The organism is Nostoc sp. FACHB-892 (assembly GCF_014698795.1).
GTDB lineage: Bacteria > Cyanobacteriota > Cyanobacteriia > Cyanobacteriales > Nostocaceae > Nostoc.
Genome location: NZ_JACJTR010000005.1, coordinates 156,053 through 176,856, shown reverse-complemented (window position 1 = coordinate 176,856; position 20,804 = coordinate 156,053). Strand labels below are relative to the sequence as shown.

At 42.1% G+C, this 20,804-nt stretch carries 18 protein-coding genes; 7 read left to right on the top strand and 11 right to left on the bottom strand.

Annotated features, from left to right (window positions below):
* Nucleotides 1-144: 144 nt before the first annotated feature.
* The 6 genes from H6G96_RS09090 to H6G96_RS09065 all read right to left on the bottom strand — a co-directional run bounded on the left by H6G96_RS09090 (nt 145) and on the right by H6G96_RS09065 (nt 6,442).
* On the bottom strand, nt 145-591 hold the full coding sequence (locus H6G96_RS09090) for a hypothetical protein (RefSeq protein WP_190911153.1): 447 nt from the start codon (nt 589-591) through the stop codon (nt 145-147).
* A 447-nt stretch (nt 592-1,038) separates the two neighbouring features.
* Nucleotides 1,039-2,001, bottom strand: a complete 963-nt coding sequence (locus H6G96_RS09085) for an aldo/keto reductase (protein ID WP_190911152.1) — start codon at nt 1,999-2,001, stop codon at nt 1,039-1,041.
* A gap of 245 nt (nt 2,002-2,246) precedes the next feature.
* Nucleotides 2,247-2,552: a DUF4090 family protein gene (locus tag H6G96_RS09080; RefSeq protein WP_109007959.1), complete on the bottom strand. Its 306-nt coding sequence runs from the start codon at nt 2,550-2,552 to the stop codon at nt 2,247-2,249.
* Between the two features lie 82 nt (nt 2,553-2,634).
* Nucleotides 2,635-2,889 (bottom strand): hypothetical protein, encoded by a 255-nt coding sequence (locus tag H6G96_RS09075; RefSeq protein ID WP_190911151.1) that lies wholly within the window; start codon nt 2,887-2,889, stop codon nt 2,635-2,637.
* A gap of 131 nt (nt 2,890-3,020) precedes the next feature.
* The gene (ppc, locus tag H6G96_RS09070; RefSeq protein WP_190911150.1) at nt 3,021-6,104 is read right to left on the bottom strand and encodes a phosphoenolpyruvate carboxylase; all 3,084 of its coding nucleotides are present in this window, start codon (nt 6,102-6,104) and stop codon (nt 3,021-3,023) included.
* A gap of 101 nt (nt 6,105-6,205) precedes the next feature.
* The gene (locus H6G96_RS09065) at nt 6,206-6,442 is read right to left on the bottom strand and encodes a hypothetical protein (RefSeq protein ID WP_190911149.1); all 237 of its coding nucleotides are present in this window, start codon (nt 6,440-6,442) and stop codon (nt 6,206-6,208) included.
* A 465-nt stretch (nt 6,443-6,907) separates the two neighbouring features.
* On the opposite strand from H6G96_RS09065, the gene H6G96_RS09060 reads away from it, so the two are divergent.
* Together H6G96_RS09060 and H6G96_RS09055 are read left to right on the top strand one after the other, a co-directional pair.
* On the top strand, nt 6,908-9,919 hold the full coding sequence (locus H6G96_RS09060) for a DUF1574 family protein (RefSeq protein ID WP_190911148.1): 3,012 nt from the start codon (nt 6,908-6,910) through the stop codon (nt 9,917-9,919).
* A gap of 153 nt (nt 9,920-10,072) precedes the next feature.
* Nucleotides 10,073-11,572, top strand: coding sequence for an MBOAT family protein (locus H6G96_RS09055; RefSeq protein ID WP_190911147.1), 1,500 nt, complete (start codon nt 10,073-10,075; stop codon nt 11,570-11,572).
* A gap of 54 nt (nt 11,573-11,626) precedes the next feature.
* Here H6G96_RS09055 and H6G96_RS42320 read toward each other — a convergent pair whose 3' ends face one another.
* Complete coding sequence (locus tag H6G96_RS42320) at nt 11,627-11,761, bottom strand: hypothetical protein (protein ID WP_277932903.1); 135 nt, start codon at nt 11,759-11,761, stop codon at nt 11,627-11,629.
* A gap of 182 nt (nt 11,762-11,943) precedes the next feature.
* Between H6G96_RS42320 and psbA the strand changes: the two genes are divergently transcribed.
* Both psbA and H6G96_RS09045 read left to right on the top strand, forming a co-directional pair.
* A complete protein-coding gene (psbA, locus tag H6G96_RS09050; RefSeq protein ID WP_190730205.1) occupies nt 11,944-13,026 on the top strand; it encodes a photosystem II q(b) protein in 1,083 nt (360 codons plus the stop codon).
* Between the two features lie 271 nt (nt 13,027-13,297).
* Nucleotides 13,298-13,543: a hypothetical protein gene (locus H6G96_RS09045; RefSeq protein WP_190911146.1), complete on the top strand. Its 246-nt coding sequence runs from the start codon at nt 13,298-13,300 to the stop codon at nt 13,541-13,543.
* A 337-nt stretch (nt 13,544-13,880) separates the two neighbouring features.
* On the opposite strand, the gene H6G96_RS09040 is transcribed toward H6G96_RS09045, so the two are convergent.
* Nucleotides 13,881-14,801, bottom strand: coding sequence for a methylenetetrahydrofolate reductase (locus H6G96_RS09040; RefSeq protein ID WP_190911291.1), 921 nt, complete (start codon nt 14,799-14,801; stop codon nt 13,881-13,883).
* Between the two features lie 58 nt (nt 14,802-14,859).
* Entirely contained in the window at nt 14,860-15,870 is a 1,011-nt protein-coding gene (gene trpS, locus H6G96_RS09035; protein ID WP_190911145.1) for a tryptophan--tRNA ligase, read from the bottom strand.
* Nucleotides 15,871-16,402: 532 nt separating this feature from the next.
* Here trpS and H6G96_RS09030 point away from each other — a divergent pair.
* The 3 genes from H6G96_RS09030 to H6G96_RS09020 all read left to right on the top strand — a co-directional run bounded on the left by H6G96_RS09030 (nt 16,403) and on the right by H6G96_RS09020 (nt 19,782).
* Entirely contained in the window at nt 16,403-16,561 is a 159-nt protein-coding gene (locus H6G96_RS09030; protein WP_190911144.1) for a hypothetical protein, read from the top strand.
* Between the two features lie 281 nt (nt 16,562-16,842).
* A complete protein-coding gene (locus H6G96_RS09025) occupies nt 16,843-18,423 on the top strand; it encodes a B12-binding domain-containing radical SAM protein (protein WP_190911143.1) in 1,581 nt (526 codons plus the stop codon).
* A 168-nt stretch (nt 18,424-18,591) separates the two neighbouring features.
* Nucleotides 18,592-19,782: a DNA cytosine methyltransferase gene (locus H6G96_RS09020; RefSeq protein WP_190911142.1), complete on the top strand. Its 1,191-nt coding sequence runs from the start codon at nt 18,592-18,594 to the stop codon at nt 19,780-19,782.
* On the opposite strand, the gene H6G96_RS09015 is transcribed toward H6G96_RS09020, so the two are convergent.
* Both H6G96_RS09015 and H6G96_RS09010 read right to left on the bottom strand, forming a co-directional pair.
* Nucleotides 19,745-20,479 (bottom strand): restriction endonuclease, encoded by a 735-nt coding sequence (locus tag H6G96_RS09015; RefSeq protein ID WP_190911141.1) that lies wholly within the window; start codon nt 20,477-20,479, stop codon nt 19,745-19,747. The genes H6G96_RS09020 and H6G96_RS09015 overlap by 38 nt on opposite strands.
* Nucleotides 20,476-20,724 (bottom strand): helix-turn-helix transcriptional regulator, encoded by a 249-nt coding sequence (locus tag H6G96_RS09010; protein WP_190911140.1) that lies wholly within the window; start codon nt 20,722-20,724, stop codon nt 20,476-20,478. The genes H6G96_RS09015 and H6G96_RS09010 overlap by 4 nt, the downstream gene beginning before the upstream one ends.
* Nucleotides 20,725-20,804 lie beyond the last annotated feature (80 nt).

Below are 20,804 nucleotides of genomic sequence, written 5' to 3'. Positions count from 1 at the left end.
ATGCCGTGAAAAGTCAGATAAATTAATCTGTGTAATAAATTTAGATTTTCCTAAATTATTGGTAAATAGCAATAGCAAAATTCCCGACTTTTCTAAAAAGTCGGGAATTTAAGTCTTTCGATTTTTACAAATCAAACAGGATTGCTATTTACCAAAAGCATCCTTGATGTTATCAACAGTACGTTCAACAACATTCTTTGTGTTGTCTACTGCTTCTTTAGTTCGAGATGCATCTTCATTTGCTCTTTTCTGAATTGTAGCCGCATCTTTCTTTGCTTTGCGCTCAATAAAACTACCATCGTCTGTTGCTTGGTCAACTTTACTGGCGTTACTCTTGGCAGCATCCTTAACTTTATCTGCCGTATCATCAATGAAATTTTTGGTTCGTCCAGCATCTCTATTGGCTTTTACTTGAGCGCGATCGCCTGAGTCTGAGGATGCAATTAAGGTTGCAGCAGGATCAGCCATTGCTGAGGTGTTCGAGAAAAATGCACCTTGCCAAACAAAAGCGATCGCTAACATACAAAACAGTGTTGTAGCCATCCAGCGTTTTACCGTGGAAAGCTGTTTTGTAAAATAATTCAGTTTCATAGAGAACATCTTCATGTGATTTAGTATACTATTTTTACTTCATTTAGCTCATAACCCATATCAATCCCTAGATAGAAGTTGTTGCGTCATTAGTTACTAAACGAATTCACTATTTTGATAGATTGAATTTTGAGCAAAGATTTTTTTTGCTGGTAATTAAGGATCGAATTAAACAAACTTAAAGGTTTTCGAGGAAGAAATAAGCCTCAAATATATGCAAGGCGTAGTTTCTGAGAAGCTATGCCGCAAGCTTTACGCTGCGCTATCAGTGAGTGCAAAGCCTGTGGAAAATTAAAAATGAAAGAGTCATCAAGAATTTTTAATCCTTAATTCAAAAAAGATCAACGCAAGCTAACATACTTTCTGCTAGACAAAGGTGCGATCGCTAATCTTGTAAACTCAATTAGTTCTTGCGTAACGTATCAATTAATGCAATATAATGTGCGATTATGCTGACATTAATTGTTGGAGGTGCTGTGGCTCCTCTCCCAACCAATCTGGATTTTGGGCAGTGCTATCGAAAATTGATGAGGTTTTGAAAGGCTCAAACTCGCCGCGTGATGCTGCTTCTGCCGTTTTTGCTAAGAGCGATCGCACTTGCTCGTCGTTCATTGGCTGAAATGTCTGTACTGCTTCAAAGGCTTGCTCTAGAATCTCCATACTATCAATTCCAGTAATCACAACTGATGTAGGCAGATTCAAAGCATAATGTAAACACTCAATTGGCGTTACAGTATTTGAGCGTAAAAGAATACCGTTTGCCAAGCTTTTCATTCCCAGAACGCCAATGTTTTCTTTGACCAGTTCTGGTAGAACCAACTTTGCAAAGCTCCGGTAGTGAGCATCCATTACATTGAGCGGCATCTGCACTGCATCAAATTTAAACCCGTTAGTGGCTGCAACTTCCAGCATATGCAGATGAACATAAGGGTCTTTATGCCCAGTGAAACCTATATATCGGAGTTTGCCAGCTTCCCGTGCCTCAATCAAGGCAGCATTCGCCCCTTCTTCATGAAAAACTCGATGTGGGTCTTCGTGCCGAAGGATTTCGTGGTGTTGAACAAGATCGATGTAATCAACTTGCAGGCGTTGAAGTGATTCGTCTAGCTGCCTTGCTGCTGCTTTCTTAGAACGACCATCGATTTTCGTCATCAGGAACACTTTGTCTCGATAGCCATCGCGCAGCGCTTTTCCCATGCGAATCTCACTGACTCCACCGTTGTAATCCCAACTGTTATCCATAAAGGTGATGCCACGATCAATGGCTGTTTTAACAATTCGGATACCCAGTTGCTCATCAACGTGTTTTAAGCCGATGTGCCAACCACCTAGTCCAATTGCGGAAACTTTCTCTCCTGTACTGCCGATAACTCGGTATTGCATTTCTGAATTTGACGTAGTTCCTGACATGTGTTTTCCAAGTCTTTCAGCTATAACTTAAGTACATATAGCCATCTGCTAATTCAAACACAAGAGAAAGTTGACAATATCTTGCTGAAGATACACTTTTCAACCCGATCAGGAAAGAATTCAAGAAGCCAAAATCCCGATGGCAATTTGCGATATTTGAGGTAGAGAATTGAGGGCACAGCATTGCTGTGCCCCTACAACAGATGTGGTTCAAATAAATGAAAACTGTTGTAAAACATTAATATTTATTTTCCGCTATAAAAAAAGGCAATTTCTTTTTCTTTTAAGGGTGCGAAACCAGCATCTACAAGTAATTGGTCGAGTTCTGCTTGGGGAATGTGTTTTGCGCCAATTCGCACAATACGCGATCGCATAGTATTAGATACGCCACTGCGCTGTCTATTGGCTTCTAGCGCCATAACTTTACCATAAAGTTCTAGCTTGGCAGGTGGAATGGGAGAACCATCAAAATCAATTCCCTGGGCGATCGCTTCATCAATAGCATCAGCCCCTGTGGTGGTTTGATTTCCTGGGTTAGTTTCGGTAGGCATGGTGATTTACTCTTCTTCGCTATGGGTAGATTTTACCAGTCTTGCTGACACCAAACCTACTACTGACTTTTTTGCTGCCGAGTTAATCACGAGCTTGTCGTGTGACCAAACCCCCAACAAACGCCCCTAAAATAGTGCCTGTCCATAATCCTGTTGTGCTACCTTGCCATATTGCTCCTGGTGTCATCCAGGCATTGCACATCTCCTTTAAACCCCAAGGTTGGTTTTGGCACTTTTGGCTATGCAGCATTATGGTCATTTGCCCACTAGTGTAAGCACCAAAAAAACCGGATGATAGCGCCAAAAAAGTGCAAATTAAAATTCTGTTTTTAGTCATTTGTTATTTGTCATAGGGCATAGGGCATTGGGCATTGGGTATTGAGCATTGGGCATTGGACAATAATTAAAGTTCTTCTTCCCCTGCCTCCCCTGCTCCCTCATCCCGCACTCCCTACTCCCCACTCCCCATCAACCTGTATTTCTCATCCCGGCTGCAATCCCATTAATAGTTAACAATGCTCCTCGCAGTAACTCGCCTTTGCTATAACGAGAGTGGATGACTCCAGAAGTAGCATTAGAATTCATCGACTGGCGTAGACGCTTGAGTAGGGAAACTTGGATAAATCCCAAGGGGACAATTGTGCCATTGCGTAACTGCACAGATCGTTGCAAGACAGGATCACCATCTAACAGTCGACTGTGGTCGGTGATTTTTAACACCAAATCCCTTGTGAGATAGAACTCGCTGGCAATTTGGTCAAAAACCTTGGCAAAGCGGGGTTGATCTTCTGGTTTTGATAATTCCTGGACATAGTGATGCGCCATTTGCATATCTACTTTTGCCAACGTCATCTCAGCTTTAGAAATCACCATCTTGAAGAACGGCCACTTAACGTAAAAGTAGCGTAGCAATTTCAAGTGTTCTTCTGGTTCTTCGTTCAAGAATTCTTGTAACGCTGTGCCAATACCGTACCATGAAGGCAGCAAAAAGCGGGTTTGTGTCCAGCTAAATACCCAAGGAATAGCTCGCAGACTACTTAAATCTTTCTTACCAGATGGACGGCGGGCTGGACGGGAACTAATTTGCAGTTGGCTAATTTCTTCAATGGGAGTTACTTGATGGAAGAAGTCAACAAAATCAGGTTGTTCATAGATTAAAGCACGATAATGTTGACGCGATCGCACTGCTAATTCTTCCATAATTTCATTCCAGGGTTCAATATCATCAAACCCTGTCCGCAGTAAACTAGCTTGAATCACAGCAGTGGTGATGGTTTCCATGTGGTACAAAGCCAAGTCCAACAAGGAGTATTTAGAAGCCAAAACTTCTCCTTGTTCGGTAATCTTGATTCGCCCATTGATACTATGACCAGGTTGAGCCAAAATCGCCTCGTAAGCAGGGCCGCCACCCCGCCCCACAGAACCGCCGCGTCCGTGGAAAATCCGCAAACTTAAATCATAGTTTTCTGCTATTTTTTGCAGTGATTTTTGGGCTTTATGAATTTCCCAGTTGCTGCTTAAAAAACCAGAGTCTTTGTTGCTATCAGAATACCCCAGCATTACTTCTTGCAAGTTCACGGGAAGGGGTGAGGGGGGACAAGAGGCAGGGGAGGCAGAGGAGGATGAATTTTGATCGATATCCTCTGCCTTGGTATGTTCGTAGCCGCCGGCTAACAAAGCTCGATATAACGGGAGTTCAAACAGTTTCCGCATGACGCTTCTGGAGCGTTGTAAGTCTTCTACTGTCTCAAATAGGGGGACAACTTGAATGGTTCCTACGGCTATGGCGGGGTCAAAAAGTCCGGCTTCTTTAGCCAAAAGCAATACTTCCAGCACATCGCTCACGTCGCGACACATACTGATAATGTAAGTTTGGCAGATATTTAGACCAAATTCTTGTTGCAGCGATCGCACGATGCGAAAGGTTTCAATTACATCGTTGGTTTTTTCGGAAAATGGCAATTCTGCCGGAATTAACGGCCTCCGGGTTTGCAGTTCTCCTGTAAGCCAAGCGACTCTTTGCTCCTCAGATAGTTCGTTGTAAGGTTGAGGTAATATTTGCAGGTATTGTAGTATCTCATTCAGCGCATCGGCGTGGCGGGATGATTCTTGGCGGATATCTAGCTGTGTCAAGTTAAAACCAAAAATTTCTACCTGACAGATCAGATTTTCTAATTCTCGACAGCTTAAACCTGTTTCTGTTAAGTTGCGCTGAATCATCCGCAGTTCTGCTAAAAAGTCGGCTCCCGAACGATATAGGGGGCTATCTTGATTTTTTGGCGTTTCCCGATTGTACAAAGCTAGATTGCGATCGCGAGTATTTTCTAGCCGTTTCAGCACATAAGCCAGTTTGAGCCGATAAGGTTCTTGTCGATAACGCAGCGCCAATGCGTCGTATACCTCACTCAACTGGGACTGATCCAACTCTAGAGATTCCAGTAAGTCTGGTAAGACATCACTCCAGTGCATTGACACACTCAACAATTCAATCAGATTTTTCACTGACTGAATATATCTCCCTAGCACCATTTTGCGCTGATAGCAAGCTGTCTGCCAGGTGATTTCTGGTGTGACTGATGGGTTTCCATCTCTATCTGAGCCTACCCAAGAACCAAAAGAGCAAAAGTTTTTACTCGGTGGTTCTAGCCAAGGAAAGGTGTTGGATAGCGTGTGTTTGAAACGTTTATAAAGTTGAGGAATACCATCAAATAAAACTTCTTGGAAGTAGTGCAGCGCATAATCTACTTCATCTAGAACTGTGGGTTTGAACTGGTGAAGTTCGTCTGTACGCCACCAGAGGCGAATTTCTTCAAGCAGTTGTTCGCGGACATCTGCTGCTTCCCAAGCATATCCCCCGGCCGTAGTACCAAAATGGTTTTCCAGGGTATCCAGTTTTTGCAGAAGTTGTACCACTTGGCGCTGCTTATCCCGGATGGTATGACGAACAATTTCCGTTGGGTGCGCTGTGAAAACTAAACGTACATCCAGATGTGCAATTAAACGTTGAATTTGCTGGGGTGGTACATTCAGTTTCAATAAATAGGGAAACAAAGCAGCGAAAGTACCTTTTGGTTTGACTTGCGCTTTTTCTAGATAATTCTTTCTCAGCAATTCTGCTGCTATTCCCCTACTAACAGGCGCGTCATCTTCTCCTTGATTGGACGAATAGTTGACATTGGATGCTGTTTCTGGCGCTATAGCCTCTGTTTCTGCCTCATAGCGACTCAGTTGCTGCCGTTGTTCGTATTCCTGCTCTATGATGTTAATCAACTGAAAATATAGAGCGAAAGCACGAGCTGCACGAATTGCTTCGTTGATATTTAGTTGTTCAATTAATTTGACGGCTGAGGATGCTTGGTCATTTGTTGCTTGTCCTTCCGGCGAACACAAATCACGCAACTGCCGCAACAAATCTACCATGTTTTGACCGCATTCTTGCCGGAGAACAGACTCCCACAATTCTTCCACTACCTGGAGACGATGACGCAAAAATAATTCCGACACCGGGTATATATCCGCAGTTTGAGACGAAGAGTATAAAAGGGAACCCATATTCTCTATGTTGTAAAGCTAATTACTGTTTACGCTTCTAGGTTTTGCACTTAGTGCTTACCAGGTTGTTCCTGAGCAAATAATTATTTGGTGTATATTTTCTAAGTTTGATTAGTTTCGTGATCCTCTGGGAAGTCGAGAATCGGTAGGCGATCGCCTCGAAACAATTCTTCACTGGCTTCCCCTATGCCTTCTAGCGCTCTTACTGCGGTTTTTCCAGTAATGAGCAGCAGTAATATAGACGCTGTACCTATTTGTAAAAGGAAAGATTGGGGAATGCTAAACAAATCCAGATTGGATGTGGGGTTAGTTGAAGGTTGTTGGTTGGCAGGAGGCATTGCTAATTCTTGGTTATGGGAATATGAGTCAAAAGGAGTCGGGAGTTGAAAGTTACGAGTTAGGAGTTAAGATGGCTCCAACGATCAAGGGATGGATATGAAATGAGATAAGCTTGTTGGTTGTTTCATCGATTAAGGGCGTTAGCGCAGTGGGAAGCAAGTCCAGCTTTAAAGGACAAGCCATCAATCAGTCATATAGAATTATTCTGACTCCTGGCTCTTAACTTCTAACTTCTAACTCCTAACTCTTAACTTCCGATTTATGACTCCCTATTAGTAAAATAAACGCAAAACTCAACATTAGTCAGACTTGCAACCTGTACAAGACTATCTTGGCCGATTTTGTAAGCTACGAAGGTAACAAAATTGTTAAAAAAAACCGTCAGAGTATGATAGACCTATGGTTCTAGTTTACAAGTGCAGGCACTATCCCCCAACAATCGCTTCCTGTAAAGTTAACTTCCCATGAAAACAGTATTACCAGATCGCCAGCAATCCTTAGTGCAATGGGTAAGCCAAGCAACAGGGATCAACACTTTCGGAGTGAAAGTTCGGTTACGGGGAAATGACCTTCATATTCTTTGTGAAGGTACAGAATGTCCGCAGCGTTGGCGCACTTTGTCTGACCTGCTGCAAGCACTACAGCAAACAAACTTAGATATCCTCACAAGTAACGAACAACCCTCAATATATCAAGTATTTGTCTATGGCCGAAGAAAAGGGGAACAACGCCCCAAATGGTGCCACCGGGTTTACTTGAATCAAATAGATAAGCATCTGGAGCAGGTGGAGCAAGCCTTGCTAGCAGACTCGGAAAAATCAAAACAATTGGGTGGGGCGCTGATTGTCTCTAACGAAAGTTTGGCACGCCAAGGAAACCCAGAGGCTATTGCTCGATATCTCAGTGAAACCCTAAGTATATTAGGTGTATCAGTACAAGTAAAGATTAAGCCATATAAGCCAAAGAACTCTCAGCCAGAAGAAGAGCGCTTGTGGATATTTTGCCAGTCGAGCTATAGCCCTGATGCATCGTTGCTTGCTGAACCGATAGCCCAGAAGTTGCGTTATCTCAAGCTTTCCGGCTACCAAGATGCCATAATTGTTTCCCAAGTAAGCGGCGAAACTGCCCCTGATTGGCTGCTGCGGGTGGATTTGACACCACCAGAGGTAATGCTGAAGGAATGGGCGCGTTGGGGGGATGTACAAGCGATCGCTCGATTATTAACTGAGGTATTGTCAGGGTTAAAAGTTGGTGTACAAGTTTCTCTAAAAGAATCAACACTACATATTTTTTGTATCCCAGCTTTTGATCCCTTAGGAACCGCTCCAATCCCCGACAAGGTAGTGTGCTTAGATGCGATTTTACCCCAGTTAGAAGCGATCGCACCTCAAGGCATTCTCGCCGCCACTGTATATGGACAAAAAGCAGGCGATCAGCAACCCACTTGGGTTGATTGGCTGGCTTTACCTGCTGCAAAATATCCCGCCTTTGCCGCATCACCGCTAGATTTGGCGAATACTGGCGATGAACCAGCCATCATATTTTTACTGGAGCGTTTACTCAATCCTGACCTGGATTGGCGTCTATTGACAGGTGGAGTTCGCGTCCTCCTGCTGAACAAAAATGATTTATTGCACATCATGTGTGATGCACCTGTTTGCCCAGGACGGCAACAAGTAGCAAACAAAGTTACGCAGTTTATCCGCCAGTTAAAGATTCCCGGTATTATGGGGATACGTGTCTACGGTCGCCGGGCTGGGAATAAAGAACCTTTTTGGCACTATGGTGTTGATCTTGAGCATCGCCAACGTTTAGTACCAGAAGCAACCCCAGAATTTGCTGCTACTTCTAAATACGTTAATGATCTGGTAAACTCTGAGACTAATGAGCCAATTTTGCGCCCCGACTTAACGACAGAAGATGTTCAAAGTTTTGTGACAGAAGTAGCGCGAGATTGGATGGTAACGGCGAGTGCAACAGCGAAAAAATTCCTGTTGAAAAGCCAGCTATTTACCGAAAGCCACGAGTCGGAAGAACAAACCCCTGATGTTCAAGGACTTAAGATTGCTTTAGTTTGGGGGACACTGGGATTATTACTTACCCTCCAAACCGATTGGGTGTTGGGTCAAATTATTGCACGGGGTACGACTACGCCAAAAGTGGCTAATGTCTTGCCTTCATCTTCTTCTAAGCAAAAGGCATCTTTGACATCTGAGAAAACTCAGGGTGAGAAAACGGCATTTTTTACCAGCACTTCTAAAACAAAATCTCCTCCAAACCAGAGTTCTGTATTTAATGCTTCTGAGTTTACTCAAAGTGATGAAACTCCAACAAATAATTTAGCAGCCGCACCACTGAAAGAAAAAGCAACCGCTACCGCTATTCTTTTAGCAGCGCGATCGCAGATGCCAAGTTTCAATGTTAGGCAGTTAGACGAGCAACTAGCACTGTATAAACAGCGTTTGGCTATAAATGGTACTCCGCCAGATGTGTTGATTATTGGCTCCTCCCGCGCTCTTAGGGGAATAGATCCAGCAGCACTTTCTAAAGCTTTAGTGACTCAGGGCTATCCAAATATTGACGTGTTTAACTTTGGGATCAACGGTGCTACCGCACAAGTTGTAGACTTTGTAATTCGCCATGTACTAGAACCATCAGAACTGCCTAAAATAATTCTCTGGGCAGATGGGGCCCGTGCTTTCAACGGTGGACGCGAGGATATTACTTTTAAATCCATAGCTGCATCAGCTGGTTATAAACAAGCATTCCAAAAAACCCCAACAACAGCCAATAGCAGTGATTTGCTCGAAAATACGGTAAGTTCAGGAGAAGAAAAGGTAAAAGAAGAAAAACCGGAAATTAGCACCTATGAAGCTGTTAATCAGTCGTTAAATCAGGCTTTAGCATCTCTTTCTGCTAGCTACCCAAACCGCGACCAAATTAAAAATTTACTGCAAAAACAACTGCTTATATTTGGTCGCAATCAGACAGTTGCATCACAAAGGCAACCAACAGACGGTACTTCAGATGAGATTACTTCTCGACAATCAGTTGATTTTGATGGTTTTCTACCTTTGTCTATTCGCTTCAATCCTGCTAGATACTATCAAAAACATTCTAGAGTTACCGGAAATTACGACAACGACTATAAATCTTTCCAAATAGAAGGACAGCAAGATGCTGCCTTTCAAGAAGTGCTTCAGTTTGCCCAGTCTCAGAAAATTTCCTTAGTTTTTGTCAATATGCCTCTGACGGCAGATTATTTAGATCCAGTGCGTAAACAATATGAGCAAGAATTTCAGGAATATATGTTGCGTCTAGCTACTAGTCCCAACTTTATTTATCGAGATTTGAGCCAACAGTGGCCAAAAGCAAATGACTACTTTTCTGACCCCAGCCACCTCAACCGCTTTGGAGCATACGAAGTCTCTAAAAAGTTGGCTAATGACCCGATGATTCCTTGGCCCGTGAAGTAAGAGGCAGGGGGCAGGGAGCAGGGGAGGCAGAGGAGGCAGAGGAGGCAGAGGAGGCAGGGGAGGCAAGGGGGACAGAGAGAATAATTATGCCCAATGCCCTATGCCCCATGCCCAATCCCTAATGACAAATGACAAATGACAAATGACTAAAAAATGAACTTTATATCAATTTTCTATGGGCTGTTCTTATTGAGTGTGTTAGGAATTTATTGGTCTTTAGCACAACATAAATTGCGATTATGGACGCTGCTAATCGCCAGTTTGGTTTTCTACGCATCTTTGCACATCCAGTACATACCACTACTATTAGCATTAACCTTTATTAATTTCCGTGTGGGGCTAGAGATTGGTAAAAATACATCACCAGGAAAACATTCTCTTGATTGGCAAATTTCTAATGAAGAGTGGCAATTTGCCCAAGGTGACTGGAATCGCCGTCGTCTAAAACTTTTGTGGCTAGGGATAAGTTTAAATGTTTTATTATTATTAGGCTTTAAGTATTTTACTCCTTTATTAAAGTTTGTTTTTAATATACAAACAAACTCACCAGATAGCTCTTTTAAATTGATTGCACCCTTGGGAATTTCATTTTTTACCTTTGAATGCATTGCCTATTTAGTAGATGTTTATCGCGGTGCCCCTGCTACTGATCAATTTCTCAAATTTGCCACTTACAAATTATTCTTCGTCAAACTGATTTCAGGCCCGATTACGCGCTACCACAATTTAGCAAATCAATTCAATACACTAAAGTTCCCCAGTAGCGATAGAGTAGCCCAGGCGCTGTGGTTGATTGCTAGAGGCGCAGTCAAAAAAGGTATTTTTGCAGACCACCTGGGGATTTTCGTCGATTTATGTTTTGGGAACTTACAACGGGCGGGTAGTACGGATCTGTGGTTAGCTACATTCGCATACGGCTTGCAGTTATATCTAGATTTCAACGGTTATGTAGACATTGCCCGTGGTAGTGCTATGCTTTTTGGCTTGGTTCTACCTGAAAATTTCGACTTTCCTTATTTCAGCACCAATATTTCAGAATTTTGGCGGCGTTGGCACATGACTCTAGGAGATTGGCTACGTAACTATGTCTACTTTCCTTTGGGTGGTTCCCGTCAGGGTTTAGTCCGTACCTGCTGGAATTTATTTATTGTGATGCTAATCGCTGGTATCTGGCACGGTGCTGCCTTGGGTTATGTAGTTTGGGGCATATTCCACGGGTTAGCCTTGGTGGTTCATCGACTTACAGATACTATGAGCGATCGCTTTGAAAAGCTAGAACAATTCTGGCAAAATCCTCTGGGTATCTTTGTAGCTTGGTTATTGACCCAATTAATGGTTTTTACCTCTTGGATTTGGTTCCGCTTACCTAATCTTCAAGACTCTTCTTTGGTAATTCGGCATCTTTGGAACTACCCTGCTGACGACCAGTTTGCTCAAAAGGTATATGTGGATGCCTTAAATATAAGCCAATCTCAACTCACTTGGTTACTTCTAGCTTTAGCTGCCCTTATGGCTGTAGTCTATGCTTTTAACCGAATGCTGAAGTTAGAGTTTAACTGGCCTCTTAAGCTTGTCTTTGTCCCCATCTGTTTCTACGCTGTTTGGTTATTTGCTCCTGAAGGTAGTTTGCCCTACATATACTTTGATTTTTAAGTTTCTCCAAAAAATCAACACAAAAGATAAGACAATGTACAACTTATTATTTCGTTACAAATCGATATAGTTAAAAATTTCTCTAACAGCTTCTTTGTAAAGGAATGTAAAGACAATAAAGGAGGCGATCGCGTCATTGAAAGTTATAGCTAGTTTAGTCTTGAAATGGCTTACAAACCCTAAATTCATTACTTTTATCACTATTGGATATAGTAGGAAAACTTTATATTTCGATTATCTTGTTAAAGAATTCTGTTACAGAATATTAAGTCAAAGATCGCGTCAAAGTAAATTTAATGTAGACTGTATTTCAACAGGCAAAATCAAATCTGCTTGTTCCATATTTAACAAAAAATAGCACTTATAAAACAATGACCACAACCTTACAACGGCGCTCTGACGCTAACGTATGGGATCGCTTTTGCGAGTGGATTACTAGCACTGACAACCGTATATATATCGGTTGGTTTGGTGTACTGATGATCCCAACCCTGCTAGCTGCTACTGCTTGTTTCGTAATCGCTTTTATCGCAGCACCTCCAGTAGACATCGACGGTATCCGTGAACCTGTTGCAGGTTCATTGATCTACGGAAACAACATCATCTCTGGTGCAGTTGTTCCTTCCTCCAACGCTATTGGCTTGCACTTTTACCCCATTTGGGAAGCTGCTTCCTTAGATGAGTGGTTGTACAACGGTGGCCCTTACCAATTGGTAGTTTTCCACTTCTTGATCGGTTGCGCTTGCTACCTGGGTCGTCAGTGGGAACTTTCTTACCGTTTAGGTATGCGTCCTTGGATCTGCGTAGCTTACAGCGCGCCTTTGGCTTCCGCTACCGCAGTATTCTTGATCTACCCCATCGGTCAAGGTTCTTTCTCTGATGGTATGCCTTTGGGTATCTCTGGAACCTTCAACTTCATGATCGTGTTCCAAGCAGAACATAACATCTTGATGCACCCCTTCCACATGTTAGGTGTGGCTGGTGTGTTCGGCGGTTCATTGTTCTCTGCAATGCACGGTTCTCTAGTAACTTCTTCCTTGGTTCGTGAAACCACCGAAACCGAATCACAAAACTACGGTTACAAGTTCGGTCAAGAAGAAGAAACCTACAACATCGTTGCAGCCCACGGCTACTTCGGTCGTCTAATCTTCCAATACGCTTCTTTCAACAACAGCCGTTCACTGCACTTCTTCCTCGCAGCTTGGCCCGTCGTCGGTATCTGGTTCACCGCTTTGGGTATCAGCACGATGGCATTCAACCTGAACGGTTTCAACTTCAACCAATCAGTAATTGACTCCCAAGGTCGCGTTATCAGCACCTGGGCAGACGTAATCAACCGCGCTAACTTGGGTATGGAAGTAATGCACGAGCGTAACGCTCACAACTTCCCCCTAGACTTAGCTGCTGGTGAAATTACTCCTGTAGCTCTTACTGCTCCTGCTATCAACGGTTAATTCTGAAGATTAACTAAATAAAAAGCGCCCTCCAGAAATGGGGGGCGCTTTTTTGTTGTAATTACGTTAAAACTAACCGTTTAATAAATTCTGTAGTAATAACGAAAAAATGAGATTGAATAATGCTGAGGTAATTGTGAGGCGATTTCTACGACGGGCTACGCCACTCGCAAGGTACTTCCGACGTATTGAAATATACTCTTTTTGGAAGATGAATCGCTCTTTAAGGATGAGTATAAAGTTAATTAGAAATCCTAAAAGAGGTCAAGCAATGGCTACAAATACAGGTAACGGACAATCTCAAGAACCCATTAGCAACTTGGAATACGATTTTGTCACCGTTTTGCACAACAAGGCTGAAGCCATTAAAGCTTACGATACCTACATCAAAGATGCAGAACAAGTAGGTTCTCAGCCTTGTGTAGAATTGTTCCAAAAATTGCGGCAGTCTGATATTGAACACGCGCAAGAGATTCGCCAACATCTACAACAAGTGTTGCAACACGGTAAGATGTAACCCAGGTTTTTAACTGCGATCGCTTCTGGTTTAGTAAAGCTAGACATACAAGAGGCGATCGCGCTTCTAATATTTAAATAAAATTAGAAAATTAATGTTTCGAGCTTTGCCTTCAACGCCCCTTGGAAGCCAATAGTTAAGCTGATGCGCGCCTAAATTGTATAAAAACTGTTTACGGTTGTTAACTGTTAACTGTTATCAGTCATCGATCATTAGCCTTCATGTAAATGTTCAAGTTAAGTGTGTAACAGCTTAATGACAGCTTAATGGCTGATTGCAGCATTAAAAAAGCAGATGTTTGTTCCCATCTGCTGTAAGAAAAGATTTGTTATCTTATTTACTTGGATACCAACTGATTAACTGGAGCAACCCCAGCTAAATCTAAAATTGGCGCGATCGCATCTTCTCGCTTCACGGCCATCATATGGACACCTTGACATAATTGCCGTGCTATTTGCACTTGTTCGGCTGCAATTTTCATCCCTTCCTCAAAAGGATCTTTGGCTTTTGCCAATCTATCAATAATATGTTGGGGAATATTTACACCCGGAACACATCTATTAATAAACTGGGCATTTTTTGCCGATTTCAATAGAAAAATCCCTGCCAAAACCGGTTTTTTATAGCCAGAAGCAATGGTATCCATAAACTTTTCTAGCCGCTCAAAATCGGTAATCAACTGACTTTGAAAAAACTGCGCTCCTGCTTCGATTTTGCGTTCAAATCGACTTTGCAAACCCGACCAACTTTTACATTGCGGATCTACTGCTGCACCAACAAATAAATCTAACGCTCCATCGGTCAAAGGTTTTTCGTTGCAATCAACGCCTTGATTCATTTTCCGGATCAGTTGCAGCAGTCGCACAGCTTCCAAGTCAAACACTGCTTTGGCATCTGGATGATCACCTGCTTTTACGGGATCGCCAGTCAAAGCTAAAATATTATTTATGCCCAAGGCATGAGCGCCCATTAAATCAGCTTGTAAACCAATGCGGTTGCGATCGCGGCAAGCAATTTGACAAATCGGCTCTATACCGTTTTGTGACAAAATAACCGAGGCCATTAACGAAGACATCCGTAATACTGCGCGGCTACCATCGGTAACATTGACAGCATGAACCCTTCCCTTAAGAGTCGCCGCCATTTGAATCATGTGCGCTGGATCTCCCCCTTTTGGGGGTGCTACCTCGGCAGTAACTAGAAATTCACCTGCTTGTACAGCTCTCTGGAAGGCTGTGGGGCTATGGGTGTGATGCATAAAATTAAGAATTTCCATTTATTAAATGGTATAGCAAATCACACCGAAAAGTGAAAACCTATAGAGGAAGCGAGTAACCTAAAGCGGTTTTTACTTGTGATAAAGTTTGATTTGCGATCGCCCTAGCTTTTTCTCCTCCATCCCGCAACACAGACTCCAAATAGCCTTTGTCTTCAGTTATTGTCTGATATTTTTCTTGAATTGGTTTCAGGGATTCAATTATCGTGTCCGTCAACAATGGCTTGAATTGCCCCCAACCCATATCCTGACATTCAACGGCTACATCTTCCTTTTTCTTTCCAGACAGCAATGTATACAAGGTTAACAAATTATTACACTCTGGACGCGTTGGATCGTCGAAAGTCAGCCCACGAATGGGATCAGTTTTGCAACGCTTAATCTTGTATTGAATTTGTTCTGGTGAATCTAGCAAACTGATTCGGCTTAACTCCGAAGGATCGGATTTCGACATTTTGCGTGTACCGTCCGCTAAACTCATCACCCTTGCTCCTTCTTTACGAATCAAAGGGTCTGGTAACTTCAGAACTGGCTGATCTGGTTTACCAAATTGGTGGTTTAACCGAGCTGCAATATCCCGTGTCAATTCCAAGTGTTGCTTTTGGTCTTCACCCACTGGCACTTTATCCGCTTGGTAAAGCAAAATATCAGCTGCCATCAGCACAGGGTAATCTAATAAGCCTGCACTCACATTTTCTGCCTGTTTAACAGCCTTTTCCTTGAACTGGATCATATCTTGCAGCCAGTTAAGAGGTGTAATGCAGTTGAGCAACCAGGTGAGTTCACTGTGGGCCGAAACGTGTGATTGTACAAAGATAGTGGAGTGATTTAAATCAAGACCACAAGCTAGATAGAGAGCAGCAAGAGTGTAGGTATCAGCTGCCAACTGTTTTGGGTCGTGTGGCACTGTAATCGCGTGCAAATCAGCTACAAAGAGGTAATTTTCGTATTCGCTCTGACCTTCTACCCAGTTGCGAATGGCTCCCAAATAGTTACCTAGATGGTAATTGCCGGTTGGTTGAACTCCAGAAAGAACACGTTGCTTGCCCATAAATTTCAACTTAGTTATCTCAAATCCGCGCTAGTAAAGTGGCGATGTCTGGCGACAAGTCGCTTGCACCTACGCAAAACTCATTTAATTTTGACATTTTCCAGGTCAACTCGCCGTTGTGGAATGAGAGATTTTAACTTAACTCCGATTCTTCAGAAAGGAAAACGACAAGTTTGTGTGGTAAGACAGCTTTTACCCGAATTTATCACGCATAGGGTGGGAAGTGTGAGAAGCTACGAAAGCATAATTCTGTTTCCTCCCATACGCCCACACTTCTTGGATTTATTACTTGTGAGAAATCCAGGTTTTAGGGTGGATATTGTAAGAGGTTGTTTGAAAAGTGGTTGACTGTGATTTTAGGCACTAACTGATCCGCCCAATCAAGCCTTAAAAAGGGGGGAAGCGGAATCAAAGTCCCCTAATTTATCGGGGGATTTAGGGGAATCTAGAATGTTTTGTTACCGAGAAGAAAACTTTTCAAACATCCTCTAAAGCTTGACTGTAGTACGTTGTAAAATAAAAAGTCGCTGCAATGGCATTGTTAATTGATGCAATGGCATTGTTAATTGATGCAATGGCATTGTTAGTCGATGCAATGGCATTGTTAGTCGATGCAATGGCATTGTTAGTTGATGCAATGGCATTGTTAGTCAATGCAATCGCATTGTTAGCCGATGCAATGGCATTGTGAAAGGTTGCGTTTACATAACACAATAATAGAAAGACTAAACTGCAAAACGCTATAACTAAAGCTTTTTCTCTTCATTAAAGCAGTTTATGTACTTTTGATTACAAAAATAGACAAAATTTAAATTTTTTTCAGAGTAAGTAGCAGTAACCTCGGAATTATGAGTTAATTCTTTGGCTCAGACTAGTGGGCTATTAGCATCATCTCTGCAATAAGCCTCCAACAGACAGATTTAACAAAAGTAAAAAATCTTCCAACCAAAATTTAATTAGAGGACTACAGCAATGAAGGTACTCTTACTTTACCCCCGCTTTCCTAAAACGTTTTGGTCTTACGACGAATTCATGAAGATAGCGGGACTTAAAGCATCTATTCCACCGCTAGGAATTCTGACTGTTGCTGCTATGCTACCAACAGACTGGGAAGTTCGGTTTTATGACCGCAATGTTAATCAAGAAACCGATGCAGATTGGCAATGGTGCGACATCGTAATTCTTTCTGCCATGCTTGCACAGAAAGAAGACTTTCTCGCCCAAATTCACAAAGCAGCGCAGCTGGGGAAAAAAGTTGCTGTAGGTGGCCCTTATCCAACCTCAGTACCAGAACCTGCACAAAAAGCAGGAGCTAACTATTTGATTTTAGATGAAGGGGAGATTACAGTTCCGCAATTTTTAGAAGCGATCGCTAAAGGTGAAAAACAAGGAATTTTCCGCGCCCTTGAAAAACCAGACGTAACCCAAAGCCCCATCCCTCGCTTTGATTTACTCAAACGAGATGATTACTTAATGATGGCAATCCAGTTTTCTCGCGGTTGTCCTTTTGAATGCGAATTCTGTGACATCATCAATCTATACGGTCGCAAACCACGTACCAAAGAACCAAGTCAAACCCTAGCAGAACTCCAAACTCTCTATGACTTAGGCTGGCGCGGATCTTTATTCGTAGTGGATGATAACTTCATTGGCAATAAACGCAATGTGAAACGCCTCTTACAAGAATTAATTCCCTGGATGCAGGAACGCAATTATCCCTTTACTTTCATGACTGAAGCTTCCGTCAATCTTGCAGAAGATACTGAGCTATTAGAACTAATGGTTAAAGCTGGGTTCTACGCAGTCTTTTTGGGTATTGAAACACCAGATCAAGACAGTCTGCAAGTCACTCGCAAGTTTCAGAATACCCGCAATCCCCTATTAGAAGCCTGTCGTACCATCAATCAAGCTGGATTGTTAATCTATGCAGGATTTATCATTGGTTTTGATGGAGAAAAAACTGGCGCTGGGGAGCGAATTCAAGCTTTTATTGAAGAAACCAGCATTCCTCAACCAATGCTAGGTATACTGCAAGCCCTTCCCAATACTGCCCTCTGGGAAAGACTAAAAAAAGAGGAGCGATTATTAGAAGAATTTGGAATTTTGGAGGTGGGGGATCAGAATTCCTTAATGAATTTTGTTCCTACCCGGTCGATGACTGAAGTTGCTAAAGAATATTTAGAGGCAATTTGGAGAATGTACGAACCCAAAAACTATCTCCAACGTTGTTTTGAACAGTGCCTCAAGATTACACCTAATCCCCAACTACAACAGACAATGTATTTTCCTCCTGGCAAAGGACTGCGGCTACTGGCACACTTGCTCTGGCGACAAGGTTGGCAACGGCAAGAAATTCGGGGTCAATTTTGGCAACAGCTTTGGGCTATTCTCCGCACGAAGCCCCAATTCCTGAATATGTATTTAGGTTTATGTGCTGCTGGCGAGCATTTTTGGGAGTACCGCCTTTTAGCCAGAGAACGCATTACTGAGCAGTTAGGCTTTGATCCGCTAACCGCGCCTACCTCTGTTGAAAAACCATTAGTCATAATTTAAAAGAAGTTTAGCAGCAATATAGCGGATTTAAACTTCGTGGAGTACACAACCTAAATCTTAAAACTTGTTTGACGTTGAGCTTATGTGGGTTTCTGCAAAAACTGTGCCATGTTTGATATATCGTAGGCCATATGTCACACAGAAGCAGACATCAATATCAAACGAAAAATGCAAGGAACCCAACTTTCTTTTTTTCCTAACGAGGAAAATCACTCTACTATAAAGCAAAAAAAACCTAAATTAGGACGTTATGAACGTATTAAACGAGAACTAGATCAAAATGACTCCGATCCATACAAAATATTCATTGATGTTGATTCTGTAACAAATCCACCATCTAATTACACCTTTATGGATCTGTTTTGTGGAGCAGGAGGCATAACACAAGGACTAGTTCAAGCTGGATTTAAACCCTTAGCTAGCGTTGAAATTAACCCCATCGCTTCTGCTACCCATAAAAAAAACTTTCCACAATGTCATCACTTTTGCGGAGATATCGAACAGTTTGATTCCCGTAATTGGCTACAACAAATCGGCTTACCTGAAGTAAATCTTGTGATAGGCGGGCCGCCATGTCAGGGTTTCTCGGTAGCAGGAAAACGTGATCATAAAGATCCCCGCAATCGTTTATTTTATGAATTTGTGCGTGTTGTCTCAGAAATACGTCCTTGGTATGTTGTTATGGAAAACGTTCCAGGCATTCTGACTATACAAAACGGAGATGTAAAAAAAGCAATTATTGAAGCTTTTGAATCTATTGGTTATCCTAATATATCCATTGCAATTCTTGAATCTGCTGCCTATGGAGTGCCACAAATTCGACCAAGAGCTATCTTTATAGCTAATAGATTTGGAATGCCAAATCCCTATCCCAAGCCTCAGTTATTACCCGAAGAATACAAACCTATTGAATCGGCTATTTCTGATTTACCAGCATATACCCCAATACCAGAGATAAACCATCAGTGGACTAAACATTCACCTGAGTATATGGAGCGAATTGCTAAAGTACCTCCAGGTGGTTCATTATATACAAAATACGTTGATGCTTTCAAACGGCAATATTCTGGTAAACCAAGTATGACTGTTAAAGAGAACCACGGTGGTACTCATATTCATCCTTATCTCAACCGTGTTATTTCCGCTCGTGAAATGGCAAGATTACAGACATTTCCAGATTCATTTCTTTTTGAAGGTTCTATGAAAAAAGCTATGTGGCAAATTGGAAATGCTGTACCACCACGTCTAGCAGAGTGTATTGGCTACGCACTTATTCCTTATCTAACTGATATTGCTCTAAATGCTAAAAATAAAGTTCATGCTAATTATCCTGAGCAGGCTGGGCTAGTTTTTGATTAAGAGCATTACGCCAGATATCAAAGTTATACCAGCCACATCCTATGCAGCCTTCCTCAGCTTCAGCACCTCGTTGATGTATGGAAGGCCAATCTTCACCTCCTTGATACCAAAACCGAATTCCAAAAGGTGTACCTCGGTTGCCATTTTTTATACAGCGTTCACAACTTCTTGATTTTAAAAGATTGTGATTACCAGATGAATCTTTCTTGAGTAATTGAAACTTTTTCTTAATTTCTGTTTCGCTCATAGAGGTAAGATGTGGTGGCTCACTTTCACCCCAACGCTCCATTGGAAATCTATGATCAATTACTAACTCATGCCTCTCTCTTTGTCTCTGTTCTATTACATCTGTATATGAATAAACTTGGAGAATTCTTAGAACTAAAGAAGCTGGTATATTAGATGCAGAATTAGCTGATTTTATTTCTCCTATCCATCGATCTCCTAATCGCATCTGTTGGCAATTAGGACAGTAATCTCTTTTTGTTTCAATTACTAGACCAGGACGGCTCCTAGTTCCGCGTTCTAATCCTTGTATACCTCCACCACCAGCATACTGATTTGAACCTATATTTTTTCCTTCACACTCCCTACAATGCCATTTTTGATCTGATAAAAGTTTAAAGACTTGTAGTTTAGTAGAGCCTTTTTTAAACTGAGACTGAATTGCCTCTACTAGATTTTTTGTGTTGCTCATTGTATTCTATCAGCTTCGATTTCCAGATTTTCAAGAAGAAGGGAAATACTTATGCCCAAACCACCTGCAAGGCCTACAAGAGCAGTGAGTGAAGGATTTCTAACTCCGCGTTCCACACCAGATATATACGTGCGGTCTAAGTTAGCGCGTGATCCTAGTTCTTCTTGAGAAATTCCCAGTTCTGTTCTATGTTGCCTTATAAGATAACCTAAAGCACTAAGAATCTTTGGTTTCGATTCATTCATAGTGCCGATTGTGAGTGTTTACGGACTATCAGTCTACGGACGATGTGTCACATTGTCAGCAATTGTCAAATATAGTATCA

Bases quoted from the DNA above. Each gene is read 5' to 3' on its own strand.
- H6G96_RS09090 (WP_190911153.1), bottom strand. From the start codon at position 591: ATGAAACTGAATTATTTTACAAAACAGCTTTCCACGGTAAAACGCTGG.
- H6G96_RS09085 (WP_190911152.1), bottom strand. From the start codon at position 2,001: ATGTCAGGAACTACGTCAAATTCAGAAATGCAATACCGAGTTATCGGC.
- H6G96_RS09080 (WP_109007959.1), bottom strand. From the start codon at position 2,552: ATGCCTACCGAAACTAACCCAGGAAATCAAACCACCACAGGGGCTGAT.
- H6G96_RS09075 (WP_190911151.1), bottom strand. From the start codon at position 2,889: ATGACTAAAAACAGAATTTTAATTTGCACTTTTTTGGCGCTATCATCC.
- ppc (WP_190911150.1), bottom strand. From the start codon at position 6,104: ATGGGTTCCCTTTTATACTCTTCGTCTCAAACTGCGGATATATACCCG.
- H6G96_RS09065 (WP_190911149.1), bottom strand. From the start codon at position 6,442: ATGCCTCCTGCCAACCAACAACCTTCAACTAACCCCACATCCAATCTG.
- H6G96_RS09060 (WP_190911148.1), top strand. From the start codon at position 6,908: ATGAAAACAGTATTACCAGATCGCCAGCAATCCTTAGTGCAATGGGTA.
- H6G96_RS09055 (WP_190911147.1), top strand. From the start codon at position 10,073: ATGAACTTTATATCAATTTTCTATGGGCTGTTCTTATTGAGTGTGTTA.
- H6G96_RS42320 (WP_277932903.1), bottom strand. From the start codon at position 11,761: ATGAATTTAGGGTTTGTAAGCCATTTCAAGACTAAACTAGCTATAACT.
- psbA (WP_190730205.1), top strand. From the start codon at position 11,944: ATGACCACAACCTTACAACGGCGCTCTGACGCTAACGTATGGGATCGC.
- H6G96_RS09045 (WP_190911146.1), top strand. From the start codon at position 13,298: ATGGCTACAAATACAGGTAACGGACAATCTCAAGAACCCATTAGCAAC.
- H6G96_RS09040 (WP_190911291.1), bottom strand. From the start codon at position 14,801: ATGCATCACACCCATAGCCCCACAGCCTTCCAGAGAGCTGTACAAGCA.
- trpS (WP_190911145.1), bottom strand. From the start codon at position 15,870: ATGGGCAAGCAACGTGTTCTTTCTGGAGTTCAACCAACCGGCAATTAC.
- H6G96_RS09030 (WP_190911144.1), top strand. From the start codon at position 16,403: ATGGCATTGTTAATTGATGCAATGGCATTGTTAATTGATGCAATGGCA.
- H6G96_RS09025 (WP_190911143.1), top strand. From the start codon at position 16,843: ATGAAGGTACTCTTACTTTACCCCCGCTTTCCTAAAACGTTTTGGTCT.
- H6G96_RS09020 (WP_190911142.1), top strand. From the start codon at position 18,592: ATGCAAGGAACCCAACTTTCTTTTTTTCCTAACGAGGAAAATCACTCT.
- H6G96_RS09015 (WP_190911141.1), bottom strand. From the start codon at position 20,479: ATGAGCAACACAAAAAATCTAGTAGAGGCAATTCAGTCTCAGTTTAAA.
- H6G96_RS09010 (WP_190911140.1), bottom strand. From the start codon at position 20,724: ATGAATGAATCGAAACCAAAGATTCTTAGTGCTTTAGGTTATCTTATA.